Here is a 14,884-nt window from a genome sequence, read left to right as displayed (position 1 = left end):
TTGGCCTTGGGGCGCGCCAACAACTCTCGCGCGTAATTACGCACCACCGCAAGGGTATTGCAGTCGATACACTCCGCCGTGACCCCATCGACGTCGAGGTCCATGTCCTCGCACAACGCTACTGCTCGCGATACATGAAAGTTTGGCTGATGATCAGTCCGCGTTCGACCCCGAAGGTCTCTTTCGCCCGTGCGCAGGTGTCGTAGGTGTCGATGCCGTGATCGTCTCCGATGATCACCGCAGGATCGATTCCGTGCTCGATCAAATAGTCGGTCATCGCTTGAATCTCGTTGCCCGAGTTACCGTCTGCATCACCGGAAACCAGAATTGCCTTGATCTTCCCCGCCGCCATCAACGCAATCGCAGTGTCGAGACGTCCGGAGAGAAATCGCATCGGCTTGCCGTCGCGCACCTGCGCACCGAGGACGATGGCCACCGGTGCGTCCGGCGCATCCTCGACGTCGTAGACCTTCCCCGCCGTCGTGTATGCCACCCAACCGGCCGATGCCAGAACGACGGCCACCAGGGCTGCGACCACCGCGCAGAAGGCACGAACGAGTCGCCCGGCCAATCCTCGGGGCTTCGATACGGTACTCATGATCTCGTTTCGTCGGTGGGAAGAAACCTCAAGCTAACCCACCAATACGAAGTCCGAGCGTCGCCGAGGCGCACCCATACCGATTCCACAGTGATCCCTCAGAGCCCGCCCCTGCTTGGTTGCACTGTTCGGACACGGAGTACCGTTCGATCAGTGAATCCGCTGCTGACCTCTCGACGCTATGTCGACTTGCGTCTGCAAGCCAGCGCTACCTGTTGACGGTTCTCTAGACCGCATCCCCTCCGCTCGGCCGATCGGCCGGCGAGTATTTCTGTCGTCCATCCTCGGCGACACCTCTCCTTTTCGAAAGGCATATCCATGTCTGCGCCCAGCGCTACCCGAACGCGCCGTGTCCCTACCTGGGCAACCGCGTTCGGTCCACAGATCGTTGCCGGTCTCGTCCTCGGTGTCGTATTCGGACTCATCGCCCGGTCGATGCCCGATGCTGCAGACGGCAACGAGAACTGGTTGGTCGGCACGCTGTCGACCATCGGTTCGAGCTACGTCAAACTGCTCACCGTCGCGGTGATCCCGCTGGTGTTCACCGCAATTGTCAGTTCGATCGCCAACCTGCGCGAAGTCACCAATGCCGCGCGTCTCGCCATTCAGACGCTGTGGTGGTTCGCCATCACGGCATTCATCGCCGTCATCATCGGCATCGTGATCGGGTTGGTCGCGCAGCCCGGTTCGCGTACCAGCGCAGGTGCCGATTCGGCGGGCGATCCGTCGAGTGTCGGATCGTGGTGGTCGTTCCTCACCGGACTGGTACCGAACAACTTTCTCGCACTCGGCGCGAAGACCACTGTCGCCGAGAGCGGCACCGCAACCACATCATTGAGCTTCAACATCTTGCAGTTGCTGGTTATCGCCGCTGCCATCGGTATCGCAGCGCTCAAGGTCGGCAAGAAGGCCGAGCCGTTCCTCGCGTTCAACGCGTCGCTGTTGGCCATCGTGCAGAAGGTTCTGTGGTGGATCATTCGCCTCGCGCCGATCGGCACCGCCGCACTCATCGGCAACGCGGTGGCGACCTACGGCTGGGATGCCATCGGCTCGCTCGGCGTCTTCACCGTGTCGATCTACGTCGGTCTGGCTGTGGTGTTCTTCGTGGTATACCCGGTGATCGTTCGCGCACATGGACTTTCGGTACGCAACTTCTACTCGGGAGTGTGGCCTGCCACCCAGCTGGGCTTCGTTTCGCGTTCGTCGATCGGAACCCTGCCACTGACCGAACGCGTCACCGAACGTAACCTCGGAGTCCCGCGGGAGTACGCGTCGTTCGCTGTTCCTCTCGGGGCGACGACCAAGATGGACGGTTGCGCGGCAATCTATCCCGCGATCGCGGCACTGTTCGTCGCTCAGTTCTACGGCATCGATCTGACCATCACCGACTACCTGCTGATCATCGTGGTGTCCGTGATCGGTTCTGCAGCAACGGCAGGAACAACAGGTGCGACGGTGATGCTCACCCTCACGCTGTCGACCCTCGGATTGCCGTTGGCCGGCGTCGGTCTGCTGCTCGCAGTGGAGCCGATCGTGGACATGGGTCGCACCGCAGTCAACGTCACCGGTCAGGCATTGGTGCCGACCATCGTTGCCAAGCGCGAAGGAATTCTCGGCCTCGAGCGCTACAACGCTCCGCGGAACGGCGATCCCTTCGTCGACGAGGAAGCGGAAGTGGAACTGGCCCGCTAGCAGCGTATTTCGAACGATCGATCCCGACGACCGAGCAACTGGGTCGTCGGGATCTTTCGTCTATCTCGGCGGGGACAGCGCCTCTACGGTGGCGGCAGTCGCGATATCCGTGGCCTCGACACTCGCGAAATAGTGTTGAAAGAACTCCCGCATCGTCTTGACGATCTCGATCTGCTGCTCGATCGCAAAGCGCGCGGAGCCCTCCTCGGCCACCGCGAGGCGATGAAATTTGGCTTGAAGTTGTTGGGCTGAGTCCAAGTCACCCCAAGACTGCGGCCAAGCAAGCGAAGTCGTCATTTCGAGCATCCGGTCGAGCTTCGTCAGATACTCGGCGCAAACAGCGTCGCAGCGAGCGGCGACTCCTGGTTCGACATCGAGTTCGCCCGCGACCGCCTGATCTCGGAGTGAACGCCAGTGGCCGAGATTGTGGTTCAGCCCGTACGGCTCCATTGTTTTCAGTGTCCTATCTAGGTCGGAAAGAACGGTTCCAAATCAGCTGCATGACGATTGACTTCGGTGCACGGTTCACCCTCCAGGTCGCGTGAACCCTTCTTTTGAAGGTCGAGCACGATCAGACCGTCATCCGTGTTCAGAGCGACTGCGCAACCGAGGAACTGCATCTCGTCGGCATGGCGCAGTTGGGTGGCGGTGCGCTCGGACAGTTTCAAGTCCACCCCGCGCACGAACGAGGGGCTGAGCAGCAATTCGTCGATGGACTCCAGCGATGACAAGACAGCAACGTAGTACCAGCTTTTCTGCGCGACCCCATCCCAGGTACAGCCCTTCCAGCCGGGGTACGTCGTGATGCCCGCGAAGTCCGGTCGCTCGGTGCTGACGTCCAACCCACTTGCGGTCACTGCAGATTTGGGAATGGTGCAGGGGTCGAATGGCTCCGGGCCGGCTGCCACCGTCGCCGATTCCGGCGAAGAGGATCCATTGGCGACTGGACTCCCCTGCGTCGCGCCCGTGCAACCCGCCAACACCAGGGCCGAAGCACACACCGCCGCGAGCCGACTCCCACCCATTACCCGCATTCGTTCAACCTCTCGACACAGACGTCACTGAGAGGTTGGACGCGACGGGCACACGATCGGTTCCCTATACGCGCTGCGAGGCCTTGATCTCCTGCGAGTCGACCGCGTGAACACTCCTACGTTCCGCCGCCCACACCCACAGGGCCAGCGATATCAACGCGATCACTTCGGCGACAACGAGCACTCGCTCCACGTAACCGAGGGTGACCACCCGGTACCAGGGTCGCGGGCCGGTGGCACCGGCGACCAGTGCGTAACCGATGGGCAGCAGCGTCACGACCGACAGCATGCTCAGTCCCAGCGTGATCCGGGCCCGAGCCGCCCACACGGCGTCACGAATCCAAGGACGGGAGAAAAGAAAGACGGCTACCGGGATGCTGACGAACGCCACAGCCGCACCGAGTCGGTGAATCGTCCCGCCGACGCTCAGCGACGCGTCGTTGGACCAATCCTGTTTCGGCACCGCGACGACGGCCACGAGTCCCACGGTCCACAGGGTCAGGCAGATCGACGCGGCCGATGTGGGCCGGGTGAGTCGATGCCGAAGTGCGGCCGCAAGAGTGAGTCCCGAGCCGAACGCGAGCAGGACGACCCCGATCGAGAACACCCACTGCTGCGCGCCGAGTCCGTATTCGCTGATCGTGCGGCGCAAGTGCGAGGGCGTCTGCAGAGCGGTGTACACATCGAGAACCAGCACCACCACCGCACCCAACACGATCAACAGAGCGCCGATCCTGGCCGGTCGAATCTGCACGTTGTCTCCACCCTCCGGGACGACGTCGATCGCCGTCCACACTCCATGTTGCCCGAAGAATCGATCTACATACCTTGACCGGGGCTGTAGCGTCGAATAACGTACAACCACATGGTTGTAGATCAGCTGGATGACGCCGGCATCGATCGCCTCTTCCAGGCATTCGCCGACACGACGCGTCGTGACATCGTCGCGAAGGTCACTGTCGGTGAGCAGTCGGTCTCGGAGTTGGCTTCTCACTACGCCATGAGTTTCGCCGCCGTACAGAAACACGTCGCAGTTCTCGAACGCGCTGCGGTGATCACGAAACACAGGCGTGGCAGGGAGCAGATCGTGCGAGTTCGATTGGACACCATCGCCCGAGCCCGCGCCTTGCTCGAGGGATACGAAGAGATATGGCGAGATCGCGTCGGGCGGATCGACGAACTTCTTTCCCAGGACGAGAAAGGCTGAATCATGCCGTTCATCAGCTCACACAAGGATGCAGAGAATTTGACCATGACCGTGGTCGCGGAGTTCGACGCGAAAGTAGAACGCGTCTGGCAGATCTGGGAGGACCCACGCAAGCTCGAACGGTGGTGGGGTCCGCCGACATGGCCTGCGACATTCGTCTCCCACGACTTCGTTCCGGGCGGCAAGGCGTCGTACTACATGTCTGGGCCCGACGGCGAAAAGGCTTCCGGCTGGTGGCTTTTCACCGATATTTCAGCTCCGATCACGCTGTCCTTCGACGACGGGTTCGCCGACGACTCCGGCAACCCGTCGTCGACGCTGCCCGTCACGCACGCCGTGGTAACTCTCGAGGACGTCGACGGCAGAACGCGTATGACCATCCGGTCTCGATTCGACAGCCTGAGCCAGCTCGAAGAACTCGTCGCGATGGGCATGGAGGAGGGCATGGCGTCGGCGATCGGTCAGATCGACGCCATCGTCGCCGAGTGATCGTCGTGCGTGGAAACTCGACCCATGCTACGAGTTTCCGCGCACCTGCGGCGCAGCCGCTCTACTCGGGAACGGAGCTGACGGTGAACGGCTCGACGGGCTCTCCCCCACGCTTGTCGAACTGACTGTTGACCACGAGCAGTCGATCGTCCACTGCCGCAACGGTTGTGGGGTAGGCGAACGATGCATCGGTGATCTCACCGGTGACCGCGCCGGTTCTGCCGTCGTCATCGAGGTCGACCTTGGCGATGAGCCCGTCACGATTGCGGACGACATACAAGGTGTCGTCGTCCATCTCGAGGCCGTCGCCGTTGGTCAGCGTCGCGCCGCCTAGGTCCACCTGGGTGACCTCTTTCGAGGTCTTGTCGATCCGATAGAGGTTGCCGGTACTGGACTGCACGACGATCAACGCCGATTCGTCGTCGTTCTCGACGATGCCGTTCGCGTTGAAGCCCTCCCCGTACGCGAACGGAGTGCCGTCGAAGCTCACGAACGTCTCCAACGGAGCGTCCTGCGTTCCGGCCGTCATCTGCTCGACGGGAATGCGGTACAACGCCGGGCTGCGTGAGTCCGTGATGTAGGCATCACCGTTGTCGGCAATGGCGACGTCGTTGAGGAATGTCGCATCGGTGCCGAGACCGTTGGTGAACGTGCCGATCAGATCACCGGAATCGGCGTCGTACACCCACACCTTGCCGGTGGCCCCACCGGCGATCACCAAGTAGTCGGCGCGATCGTCGTCGTCGGTCACGTCGATTCCGGCAGCCGCGGTGCGTCCGTCCGCGCCGCCGGGCAGGAACACCGAGACGTCCGGGGAGCCGACGGTTCCGCGGAACACCGCGCCATCGGATGTGGACGTCACATAGAACGTGTCGTCCGCGGCCGTGATGCCCTCGGGGAACACTCCACTGCCGGGCAGGTTGTAGACCGTCGCCGAGCTCGAATTCGGAGATGTCGACGCAGGCGTGGACGAATTGCTCGTCGTGGCCGGTGCCGGATCGGGCGAGTCCGAGGACCCGCAGGCACCCAGAAACAGTGTGGCGACGGCAACAGCGGGGGCTACTCGGGAGACTCGGTTCACACCGTCGAGTGTTCCATATGTCTCAATCTCCGAGCATTTCGCCTGGTGAGCAGATTTCAGGCCCATCAGTTTCGTACTGTCGTAGTCATGAGTGCCTCCTCCTCCCTTGCCGCAGCCGACAGCGACCTCGGAGGGATCGCCGGATGGGCAGTGAGTCTGATGGAGGCCATCGGTGGCCCCGGCGCAGGAATTGCGGTGGCCGCCGAGAACTTCTTCCCGCCGCTGCCGAGCGAGATCATCCTGCCGCTGGCGGGCTTCACCGCATCCCAGGGCGGGATGACTCTGCTGAGTGCGCTGTTCTGGACGACGGCCGGATCGGTACTCGGCGCACTGGTTCTGTACTGGCTCGGCGTCAAACTCGGGCGCGACCGGATGTACGCCATCGTCGATCGGATGCCCTTCGTCGGAACCGACGATCTGACCAAGGCCGAGGATTGGTTCGCCCGCCACGGACGGTCGGCGGTGTTCTTCGGCCGCATGATCCCGATGGTCCGTTCGGGCATATCCATCCCGGCCGGAGTCTCCCGGATGCCGGTTCTGCAATTCCTGCTGTACACCACCCTCGGCAGCCTGATCTGGAACTCGATCTTCGTGCTTGCCGGCTATTTCCTCGGCGAGAACTGGCACTACGTGGAGAGCTACGCGTCGGTGTTCCAGTACGTCGTCATCGGCATCGTGGTCGCGCTGATCGGCTGGTTCGTGGTCAAGAAGGTGCGGTCCCGCCGCGTCGAGGTGCAGTGACTGCTCACAGATCGTCGATGTCGATGAACCCGTCCTGCAGCGCACGCACCAGCAACGTCGCTTTGGTCGGCGCCGTTCGTCCCACTGCCGTGTACTTCGCTCTGATGCGAGTCAGGTGTGTGTTGACGGTTCCCATCGAGAGATAGAGCGAGCGCGATGCCTCCGCTTTGGAATCCGAGATGAGCCATGCGGTGAGAACCTCGATTTCACGAGCGCTGAGCCGTGGGTCGGGGGCATCGCCGATGCGGATGTCGAGCACTGTCATGAAGATCCTCGTTTTCGGGCGTCACCGCTGTCCCGGTGGCGCTGACACGGCCAATGACACAGCACTCGCTCCGCTGCGTCACTCCGAGGAATGACCGAGGTTGCTCTCACCCGAGAGTGAACACTGTCACCTGCGCCGTCACAGTGGGCCTCACCTCGGTAAAGTCCGCCACTATGACCGAGCTCGACGCGACCGCCGCCCACTTCGTCGAGGCGGGTGTCACATTGTTGGTCACCCATCCGCAGAAGATTCTCGAACGCGGATTACGTATCGAAGACGTCGTTCACGAGGCCGACTCGTCGACGGCAACGTTCTTCCGCAAGTTCAGCACCAAATCCGACTTTCTCGCCACGGTCGTCGAACATTTGTCTCGAACTCCTCCACCCACCGACGTTCACGAGACTGTTCGCACCCAGATGACGGACAGCGGTGCGTCGATTCGCGCGACGGTGACTGCGCTCGTTGCGCGTTACTTCCCGGCGATCGTCGACCGGAGGAGCATCACCGAGTCTCTTCTCGATCTTGTTTTCAGCGGGCCGACGTCCGGGGCCCTCGCCGGAAGCTACCGCGTTCGAGACGATGCCGTACTCGAGGCATTCGAGGCACTGTTCGATCCCGACGGTGGAGCCTTTCGCCGTCCCTTCACCGCCCGATCGTTCGCCATGACAGTCAATGCTGTCGTCGACGGTTTTCGCATCCGCAGTCAGGTGGACGCCTCCTCCGTATCTCCCGATGTGATGTCCGACGCGGTGCTGGCCTTCCTCGGGGCCGTCGTCGACACGTCCGGACATCATCAGCACCTCGACGACGTCGTGCGGGATGTCGGAACACCGGTCGAGGAGCGGCCGCTTCCTCGCGATCCGCGTGCCGCGATCGTCACCGCGGCGCGCGACGAGTTCGGTAAGCGTGGGTACTTCATGACACGTATGGACGACGTCGCCGATATCGCCGGAGTGCCGAGGGCAGCATGCAAGACTCTGTTTCCGACCAAGCCGTCCGTCATCGTTGCGGCACTGCAGAGCCGGGTCGATCGTCTCCGTGAGTCGGTGGCCGACGACCAACTGCTCGGCCTCGACGAGCTCACGATTCTGCAGAATCACATGCTGCGGTGCGCGCAACTCGCCTCCGAAGAACTCGAGTTCATGGACGCTCTCCTCGTCGCCGTCGCCCACGACACTTACGGCGAGCCGGAGGGACTGATCTCGATCAAGGAGAAGCTCAACCTGCCGGCGATCATCGCACCGGTCATCGCGCGAGGGCAGGACACCGGCATCTTCCGAAAGAGCTCCAGCCCAGTCGATCTCGCGGCAGGCATTACCAACACTCTGCTGATGCGGTGTTTCACCCGACGACAGAACAGCCCGCAGGACAACGCGACGTTCGTCGGTGAACTCCTCCTCGACGGACTCAGTGCGCGCTGAGCATCGACCGCGTGCCATCGGGTCCCGCTGGATTTCTCCGGCGAACCGGTCGGGTGCAGTGAGGATCTCGTCTGCCTGCCACACCCACCTCGATTAGCAAAACGAATGGTATGAATATTGCGCGACGTTCGTCGCAATGGTGACGAACGGAGCGAGGGCCATGGACGAGGACACGCAGCCCACCGAACGCAACCATTCTGCGCTGCTGACCACACTCGTCCTGACGTCGATCGTGGCACTCGGCGTGGTCGCAGCGGGATTGACCGCTCCAGCCGAAGAGCCTGAATTGACTTCCCTACCAACAACATCGGCGACTCCCGTTCCGGAGCCCCCGCAACCTGAGTACGTGGTGGTCACCCCGGAAGTCGACGCGTCGGCGAGCATCCCGGGGTGCGATACCGTCGAGCCTCCGAGCGAATCCTCGTACTTCGGCATCGCCACGATGGGCGACGAGTCGTACGACAATCCAGCCGCCCCCTGGTACGACGGACCCAGAGCTCACCTCATGTCCGAGGCGTTGATGGCAGCACTTCCCGCCGAGATCTCGTCGGCAAGGTCCTTGTACTTCGGCCCGATACCCGCGTCGGACGAATCTCAGGATTTCGTCCTCGACTCGGCGCATGCATCCGCCCCACTGGCCGCGGGTGGCGGGTCCGACTATCTCAGTGTTTCTGTCGGCCCGGCAGACTCGGCCGAACCACCACCGTGTGTGGCAGGACAAGTGGACGAGCGACGGAGTCTTCCGGACGGAACGGTGCTGGACGCCGACGACACGTGGCGCGAAACCAACGGTCAGCGGTCCTACTCCCGGACGGCCACCGCGTACACCTCGGACAACACTGTCGTGTCTGCCTCCGTCTCGGGCGGGAACGACCCGGACACGTTGACACTGACGCTCGACGACCTGGTCCGAATAGCCACCGATCCTGCGCTCAGAATCACTGCTCCCGTCCCTGCGGGAACACCGGGCAATGTCACCGACTGCTACGGCGGCTGGGATGACTCACCGACGGCGTCGTTCTCCCGCGACGAGACTCGAACGCTCAACGACGCCTTACGCCGAGCCGACGTGGCAGCACTGGCACCGACTCCACCCCTCGGCGCACTGCACACCAGTGACTTCGGTTCCGGGCTCTGTCAGACGGTGAACAGCACTGCCGGGCAACTCACGATCAGCGTTACTCGGGCCACGTCTGACATCGAATCCGATTCGACGACAACGGAGGAACCCCAGCTTCTGTCACCGAACGAGTACGGGACGGGGGCCTCGGTCTCCGTCGTCACGCCGTCAGGGCTCGAGATCGCGGTGTCGACGGACCGACCGACGGCGGATCCAGCATTGCTCGAGAATCTGGCGAACACACCAGGATTGGACCTTCCATGACGCGATGGAACGAGACGACGAAATTGGTCGTTGCGGCGGTCGTCACGACACTGTCGGTCGGTGCTGCGGTAGCCGTTGTGGCACAGGACCGATCGACGACCATCAAGAAGATCACCGACTCCTCGGACGACGCGCCAGGGTTGGCGTGGGCCGTCGACGCGGCGGACATGGGGCTGGAGGGAGCTACCTTCGCCTCTCCGCGTACCGGTTCCATGTATGTGTGGGGTCTCGGCTCGATAGTGATCGGCGGTACAGCTCTCACACTGGCCGTGGTGTCCTCGGAATCCGGCAACGACGAGGCAGTCATGGTCGGAATCGACACCACGGACGGCACAGTTCTGTGGAAGACCCCGGCCCCGGACCTAGCGGCGTGCGCCGACGAGCCGCTCGACGGACAGCTCGTCTGCCACCAGCCCACCTGGGGCGAGACTCCCGGCTACGTCACCTTCGATCCGGCCACCGGCGAATCGCGAAACTACCCTACTGATCTCGATCTTTTCGCCGTCACCGTCGCAAACGATCGCGTGTACACGACATCGGGCGACCTCGAGGGTAACGATGTTCTGCTGCACCGCGGAACGCTGGAGAATCCGAGCGCAGAGTGGACGGTTCCGCTGCACGCGTGGGCCGGTTGGGAAGACGACTACGCCACCGCACTGAAGGTCGATGACGACATCGGAACCTTCGACGTCGGGGGCGGTTTCTCCACGTTCGACGCCGCGACCGGCCGACAACTCTGGAAGACGGACAGCCTCGAGGATTGCCTCGGAGCCGTGGGACGCACCGCAGGCGACCTGGCCATTGCATCGGTGCAAGATTGCGAAGGTACGGGTTCGGAATCGAAAGGGTCGGTCGCCTTCCGACTGGACGGCACGGTCCTCGCACGGTCGGACAGTCCTGTCGTACAACAGCCTTCACTGGACGAGCCCACCGACACGTCGATCCCGATCGTTCTCAGCGATACGGCCTTCGATCGCACCACAGGTGAGCAACTGTGGCGCGACGACGCCTTGTCGTACGACTTCCCCGGAGACGAACTCAACGAGCCCCGCACGTACGCCACTCTGACGTACGTGATCGGCCATGTCGGGTTGCTGCAGGCATCCAACGGCACCACAGCGCTCGATCTGCGAGACGGCGAGCATCTGTGGCAGGCCGGGCTGACCGGCAGCATCATCGGGCGCGACGGTGATCTGATGTTGACCTCGGCCGGCACGGATCTGTCCGCGGTCGACGTGACCACCGGTGAGACCGAGTGGACTGCGTCGACGTCGATGATGTTTCCCGATGACGAATCGATGAGCTTCGAGATGCTGGTCGACGCCGCCGAGGGCAGCTATCTGGTGCAGTCGGGCACCAAACTGGCGATGCTGCAACCACTCCCCTGAATCAGTCCTTCGGAACGCGGTACCGGCCACCTTTGACGACGAACACCACGTATCCCAGAATGGCCAGCACGTACAGCGCCGTCGGTACCGCGAGAACCCAGACGCTGACGGAGTCGCCTGTGGTCGCGCCCGCAACGCCGGTGATCCAGGCGAAGAGCAATGCCGTTGCCGCGCCGATCCACTCGAGGTCCTCGGCCATCTTCCGGTTCAGCTCCGGTCGATTCTCGGCGGCAGTCCAGTACTCGTGCATCTTTCGACTCGGCAGATTCACCATGGACGCCGGAACCTTGGGCAACCACCAACCGATACTCGCGAACAACCCGATCATCGCGAATCCGATGCCGCCCATCGTGAGCAGGAAGGACAGCTTCGACTCCATGCGATCGACCTGACCGGACGCGTCGAAGTGCGCGGGAACTCGATCCCCCGCGGTGACGGCGACCCAGATCAGAGCAACGATGAACACCAGAGTTGACAGCAGCAGGGCCGCACGCGAAAGCTTCATCGAAGTCCACATTAGTGCCTCCAGCATCGGTGTGGTGCCGTGGCTCCGGGGCTTCCGCTCCCGTGTCACGGAAGGCACTTGTCCGCACCACTGCCGGAGGCACCGATGCCCAACAACGAGTTCGGGGACTTCCAGACCCCTATCGAGTTGGCACGTGCGTTGGTCAGCACCCTGCCTCGAACGGCGTGGACCCGCGTCCTCGAACCCACGTGCGGTGTCGGGAACTTCCTGTCGGCCATCGGGGAGCGTCATCCCGATGCAGAACGTGTCGGAATCGAGGTGCAACCCGAGTACGCCGCGGCCGCATCGGCATTCGGCCGAGTGATCACCGCCTCGATTTTCGATTTCGACCTTGCACGCGACATCGCATGGACATCTGCGACCGGCCCGACTCTCGTCGTCGGCAACCCACCATGGGTGACCAATTCTCAGCTCTCGGTTCTGGGCTCGAGCAACAGACCGGCTCGCGCGAACACCGAGAACGCGCGCGGAATAGATGCGATCACCGGAAGCTCCAATTTCGACATCGCAGAATTCATTTGGATCAAGCTCCTCGCCGAGTTCAGCGATAGACCGGTGACCATCGCGATGATCTGCAAGACCCAGGTTGCTAGAAACGTGCTGTTGCACTGCGCTCGGCAGCAGCTTCCGGTGACCGGTTCGAGTCTACGAATGATCGATGCGAAGAAGTGGTTCGACGCAGGGGTCGACGCCTGCTGGTTCACCGTGGAACTCGGGCCGGGTAAGACCGACTACACCGCGGCGACCTATCCGAGCATCGTTGCGTCTCAACCGGACAACAGAATCGGGGTCATCGACGGCCAACTCGTCGCGAACGTCGATGCGTACCAGCGCAGCAAGCAGTTCGATGGCATCAGTTCACTGATGTGGCGGCAGGGCATCAAACACGACGCGTCTGCCGTCATGGAACTGACCGAGAACGACGGTCCACGAACCAAACTCGGAGCTTCGGTGGACGTCGAGAGCGAGTTCCTGTTTCCACTGTTCAAGTGCACCGATGTCTACCGCGGTAAGCTCACCGAAGTATCGCGGTGGATGATCGTTCCGCAGTCGCATACCGGTGACGACACCGCGCAGTTGGCGGACAGCGCGCCGAAGCTGTGGAAGTACCTGACCGACAACGCGGGTGCTCTCGATGGCCGAAAGTCGTCGATCTACCGCAACAGGGCGCGCTTCTGCATCTTCGGAGTGGGGCCGTACACGTTTGCGCCCTACAAGATCGCGATCTCCGGATTCCACAAGGTTCCGCAGTTCAGAATGATCGGCCCCTACGACGGCAGACCTGCGGTGTTCGACGATGCCACCTATCTCCTTCCGTTCGAGGACCCAGCGGCATGCACGGTCGCCCATGCGCTGTTGACCGGCCAGGAGGCCACGGATCTCATTGCTGCACTGGCTTTTTGGGACAGCAAACGACCGGTGACGAAGAAGCTGTTGCAACGCATCGACCTGAGCGCCATCGCACGTGCAACCGACCGGCGCGCCCTGCGGGACCGGGCGCGAGCCGTGCACCAGGACAGCAGCTCGATCGATCAGGCGATCGACAACTTCACAGATCCGACTTGATCGTTTCGGCAAATCGGTCGAGGAATGCGTCGTTGCGTTTGTAGTGCACCCAGGGACCGATCTTGGTGCTTGTCACCAGCTGCGCGCGTTGCAGCACGGCCATGTACTGCGAGGCGGTGGATTGAGACACGCCCGCCCTCGACTGAATGTGCTTGAGGCACACTCCCACATCTTCGGCCGGCTCGAGCTGCGGCGGAAAATCGCTCGGGTCCTTGAGCCACTGCATGATCGCCAATCTCGCGGGGTTGCTCAGCGCACCGAACACTGCTGCGAGCTCCGCGGGGTCCAGTTCGTCAGCCACCCTCGAAGCTTACTCCGATATCGCGATATCCCGATATGTGGTCTACTTGAGGCATCGCAATATCGCGATATCAAGATTGGAGTAGGTCATGTCACGCGTAGCAGTAGTAGTGGGAGCCAACGGAGTGATCGGCGGCAACTTGGTCGATCACCTGCAACGGACGGGCGAGTGGGACATCGTCGGGCTGTCACGCCGAGGTGGTACGGACGCCGGACGCGTCCGGCACATCGCGGTGGATCTGCTCGACGCCGACGAGACCCACCGTCGACTGGCGGAGCTGACCGACGTCACACACATCTTCTACGCCGCTTACCAGGAGAGACCGAGCTGGGCCGAACTCGTCGCCCCCAATCTCGCGATGCTCGTCAACGTGGTCACGGCCGTCGAGGAGAGCTCACCGGACCTCGAGCACGTGAGCCTGATGCAGGGCTACAAGGTGTACGGCGCGCACCTGGGCCCTTTCAAAACCCCGGCGCGAGAATCGGATCCGCCGCACATGCCGCCCGAGTTCAACGTCGATCAGCAGCAGTTTCTCGAGGCGCGGCAACTCGGTAAGCGGTGGACGTGGTCGGCGATCCGGCCGTCGGTGGTGTGCGGTGTTGCGCTGGGCAACCCGATGAATCTGGCCACCGTCATCGCCGTGTACGCCACCATGTGCAAGAAACTGGGCGTCCCCATGCGGTTTCCGGGCAAGCCCGGTGCCTTCGACGCACTGCTCGAGATGACAGATGCATCGTTGCTCGCCGAGGCGACAGTATGGGCGGCCACCACGCCGAGCTGCGCCAACCAGGCGTTCAACATCACCAACGGCGATCTGTTTCGCTGGAGCGACATGTGGCCGCGTATCGCGGGTCTTTTCGACCTCGATACCGCAACTCCCCTACCGATGTCCTTGGCAGATGTCATGGCAGACAAGGAACCGCTGTGGAATTCGATCGTCGCCGAGAACGGGCTGCAGAAGATTCCGTATTCCGACGTATCGTCCTGGGCCTTCGGCGATTTCGTGTTCGCGTGGGACTACGACGTCCTTGCCGACGGTTCCAAAGCGCGTCGACTGGGTTTTCACCGTTTCGTCGACACCGAGGCGATGTTCGCCGAGATAGTCACCGAGCTACGTCGCCAGCAAATCATTCCCTGAGGGAGCCACCCGGTGTACTGCCCGAGCGGGCCGGATAGTTTGAATCGGCACCA

General features: G+C 62.5%; 17 protein-coding genes. 9 read left to right on the top strand and 8 right to left on the bottom strand.

All coding sequences use genetic code 11. From position 1 onward, the window contains the following. Positions 1-118: 118 nt before the first annotated feature. Complete coding sequence (locus CH256_RS04210) at positions 119-598, bottom strand: SanA/YdcF family protein (protein ID WP_256989360.1); 480 nt, start codon at positions 596-598, stop codon at positions 119-121. 318 nt (positions 599-916) lie between these two features. Here CH256_RS04210 and CH256_RS04205 point away from each other — a divergent pair, with 318 nt between their 5' ends. Next, on the top strand, positions 917-2,290 hold the full coding sequence (locus CH256_RS04205) for a dicarboxylate/amino acid:cation symporter (protein WP_094668958.1): 1,374 nt from the start codon (positions 917-919) through the stop codon (positions 2,288-2,290). Between the two features lie 60 nt (positions 2,291-2,350). Here CH256_RS04205 and CH256_RS04200 read toward each other — a convergent pair whose 3' ends face one another. From CH256_RS04200 to CH256_RS04190, 3 genes are all read right to left on the bottom strand, one after another. Beyond that, positions 2,351-2,740, bottom strand: coding sequence for a hypothetical protein (locus CH256_RS04200; RefSeq protein ID WP_094639999.1), 390 nt, complete (start codon positions 2,738-2,740; stop codon positions 2,351-2,353). 17 nt (positions 2,741-2,757) lie between these two features. Further along, positions 2,758-3,315, bottom strand: coding sequence for a DUF3558 domain-containing protein (locus tag CH256_RS04195; RefSeq protein WP_256989362.1), 558 nt, complete (start codon positions 3,313-3,315; stop codon positions 2,758-2,760). 73 nt (positions 3,316-3,388) lie between these two features. After that, on the bottom strand, positions 3,389-4,078 hold the full coding sequence (locus CH256_RS04190) for a DUF998 domain-containing protein (RefSeq protein ID WP_094668964.1): 690 nt from the start codon (positions 4,076-4,078) through the stop codon (positions 3,389-3,391). 111 nt (positions 4,079-4,189) lie between these two features. On the opposite strand from CH256_RS04190, the gene CH256_RS04185 reads away from it, so the two are divergent. Beyond that, complete coding sequence (locus tag CH256_RS04185) at positions 4,190-4,531, top strand: ArsR/SmtB family transcription factor (protein WP_094668956.1); 342 nt, start codon at positions 4,190-4,192, stop codon at positions 4,529-4,531. 45 nt (positions 4,532-4,576) lie between these two features. Then, the gene (locus CH256_RS04180) at positions 4,577-5,020 is read left to right on the top strand and encodes an SRPBCC family protein (protein WP_306438701.1); all 444 of its coding nucleotides are present in this window, start codon (positions 4,577-4,579) and stop codon (positions 5,018-5,020) included. Between the two features lie 61 nt (positions 5,021-5,081). Here CH256_RS04180 and CH256_RS04175 read toward each other — a convergent pair whose 3' ends face one another. Beyond that, complete coding sequence (locus CH256_RS04175; RefSeq protein WP_094668963.1) at positions 5,082-6,101, bottom strand: SMP-30/gluconolactonase/LRE family protein; 1,020 nt, start codon at positions 6,099-6,101, stop codon at positions 5,082-5,084. 87 nt (positions 6,102-6,188) lie between these two features. Here CH256_RS04175 and CH256_RS04170 point away from each other — a divergent pair, with 87 nt between their 5' ends. Next, entirely contained in the window at positions 6,189-6,842 is a 654-nt protein-coding gene (locus CH256_RS04170) for a DedA family protein (protein ID WP_094639994.1), read from the top strand. A gap of 4 nt (positions 6,843-6,846) precedes the next feature. Here CH256_RS04170 and CH256_RS04165 read toward each other — a convergent pair whose 3' ends face one another. Further along, entirely contained in the window at positions 6,847-7,107 is a 261-nt protein-coding gene (locus CH256_RS04165) for a LuxR C-terminal-related transcriptional regulator (RefSeq protein WP_068046957.1), read from the bottom strand. Between the two features lie 173 nt (positions 7,108-7,280). On the opposite strand from CH256_RS04165, the gene CH256_RS04160 reads away from it, so the two are divergent. The 3 genes from CH256_RS04160 (at position 7,281) to CH256_RS04150 (ending at position 11,300) form a co-directional block, all read left to right on the top strand. Then, complete coding sequence (locus CH256_RS04160) at positions 7,281-8,528, top strand: TetR family transcriptional regulator C-terminal domain-containing protein (protein ID WP_094668954.1); 1,248 nt, start codon at positions 7,281-7,283, stop codon at positions 8,526-8,528. 160 nt (positions 8,529-8,688) lie between these two features. After that, positions 8,689-9,912 carry a hypothetical protein gene (locus tag CH256_RS04155; RefSeq protein WP_143536517.1) on the top strand — a complete coding sequence of 408 codons (1,224 nt, stop codon included), beginning with the start codon at positions 8,689-8,691 and terminating at the stop codon, positions 9,910-9,912. Further along, positions 9,909-11,300 carry an outer membrane protein assembly factor BamB family protein gene (locus CH256_RS04150; protein WP_094668952.1) on the top strand — a complete coding sequence of 464 codons (1,392 nt, stop codon included), beginning with the start codon at positions 9,909-9,911 and terminating at the stop codon, positions 11,298-11,300. Before CH256_RS04155 ends, CH256_RS04150 begins: the two co-directional genes overlap by 4 nt. A gap of 1 nt (position 11,301) precedes the next feature. Here CH256_RS04150 and CH256_RS04145 read toward each other — a convergent pair whose 3' ends face one another. Beyond that, on the bottom strand, positions 11,302-11,805 hold the full coding sequence (locus CH256_RS04145) for a DUF1648 domain-containing protein (protein WP_231893676.1): 504 nt from the start codon (positions 11,803-11,805) through the stop codon (positions 11,302-11,304). A gap of 78 nt (positions 11,806-11,883) precedes the next feature. Here CH256_RS04145 and CH256_RS04140 point away from each other — a divergent pair, with 78 nt between their 5' ends. Then, positions 11,884-13,392 carry an SAM-dependent methyltransferase gene (locus tag CH256_RS04140; RefSeq protein WP_256989359.1) on the top strand — a complete coding sequence of 503 codons (1,509 nt, stop codon included), beginning with the start codon at positions 11,884-11,886 and terminating at the stop codon, positions 13,390-13,392. Here the strand turns inward: CH256_RS04140 and CH256_RS04135 are convergent. Beyond that, on the bottom strand, positions 13,376-13,693 hold the full coding sequence (locus CH256_RS04135) for an ArsR/SmtB family transcription factor (RefSeq protein WP_068046973.1): 318 nt from the start codon (positions 13,691-13,693) through the stop codon (positions 13,376-13,378). The genes CH256_RS04140 and CH256_RS04135 overlap by 17 nt on opposite strands. An 88-nt stretch (positions 13,694-13,781) precedes the next feature. On the opposite strand from CH256_RS04135, the gene CH256_RS04130 reads away from it, so the two are divergent. Continuing rightward, on the top strand, positions 13,782-14,831 hold the full coding sequence (locus CH256_RS04130; RefSeq protein WP_094668950.1) for an SDR family oxidoreductase: 1,050 nt from the start codon (positions 13,782-13,784) through the stop codon (positions 14,829-14,831). Positions 14,832-14,884 lie beyond the last annotated feature (53 nt).

It is taken from the genome of Rhodococcus sp. 05-2254-6 (assembly GCF_002258565.1).
GTDB lineage: Bacteria > Actinomycetota > Actinomycetes > Mycobacteriales > Mycobacteriaceae > Rhodococcoides.
Note: the sequence above shows the minus strand (reverse complement) of the source record. Positions and strands in the feature narration are given on the sequence as shown.

Coding starts and splice junctions, on each gene's coding strand:
- CH256_RS04210 (WP_256989360.1), bottom strand. CDS start 598: ATGAGTACCGTATCGAAGCCCCGAGGATTGGCCGGGCGACTCGTTCGT.
- CH256_RS04205 (WP_094668958.1), top strand. CDS start 917: ATGTCTGCGCCCAGCGCTACCCGAACGCGCCGTGTCCCTACCTGGGCA.
- CH256_RS04200 (WP_094639999.1), bottom strand. CDS start 2,740: ATGGAGCCGTACGGGCTGAACCACAATCTCGGCCACTGGCGTTCACTC.
- CH256_RS04195 (WP_256989362.1), bottom strand. CDS start 3,315: ATGGGTGGGAGTCGGCTCGCGGCGGTGTGTGCTTCGGCCCTGGTGTTG.
- CH256_RS04185 (WP_094668956.1), top strand. CDS start 4,190: ATGGTTGTAGATCAGCTGGATGACGCCGGCATCGATCGCCTCTTCCAG.
- CH256_RS04180 (WP_306438701.1), top strand. CDS start 4,577: ATGACCGTGGTCGCGGAGTTCGACGCGAAAGTAGAACGCGTCTGGCAG.
- CH256_RS04170 (WP_094639994.1), top strand. CDS start 6,189: ATGAGTGCCTCCTCCTCCCTTGCCGCAGCCGACAGCGACCTCGGAGGG.
- CH256_RS04165 (WP_068046957.1), bottom strand. CDS start 7,107: ATGACAGTGCTCGACATCCGCATCGGCGATGCCCCCGACCCACGGCTC.
- CH256_RS04160 (WP_094668954.1), top strand. CDS start 7,281: ATGACCGAGCTCGACGCGACCGCCGCCCACTTCGTCGAGGCGGGTGTC.
- CH256_RS04155 (WP_143536517.1), top strand. CDS start 8,689: ATGGACGAGGACACGCAGCCCACCGAACGCAACCATTCTGCGCTGCTG.
- CH256_RS04150 (WP_094668952.1), top strand. CDS start 9,909: ATGACGCGATGGAACGAGACGACGAAATTGGTCGTTGCGGCGGTCGTC.
- CH256_RS04145 (WP_231893676.1), bottom strand. CDS start 11,805: ATGAAGCTTTCGCGTGCGGCCCTGCTGCTGTCAACTCTGGTGTTCATC.
- CH256_RS04130 (WP_094668950.1), top strand. CDS start 13,782: ATGTCACGCGTAGCAGTAGTAGTGGGAGCCAACGGAGTGATCGGCGGC.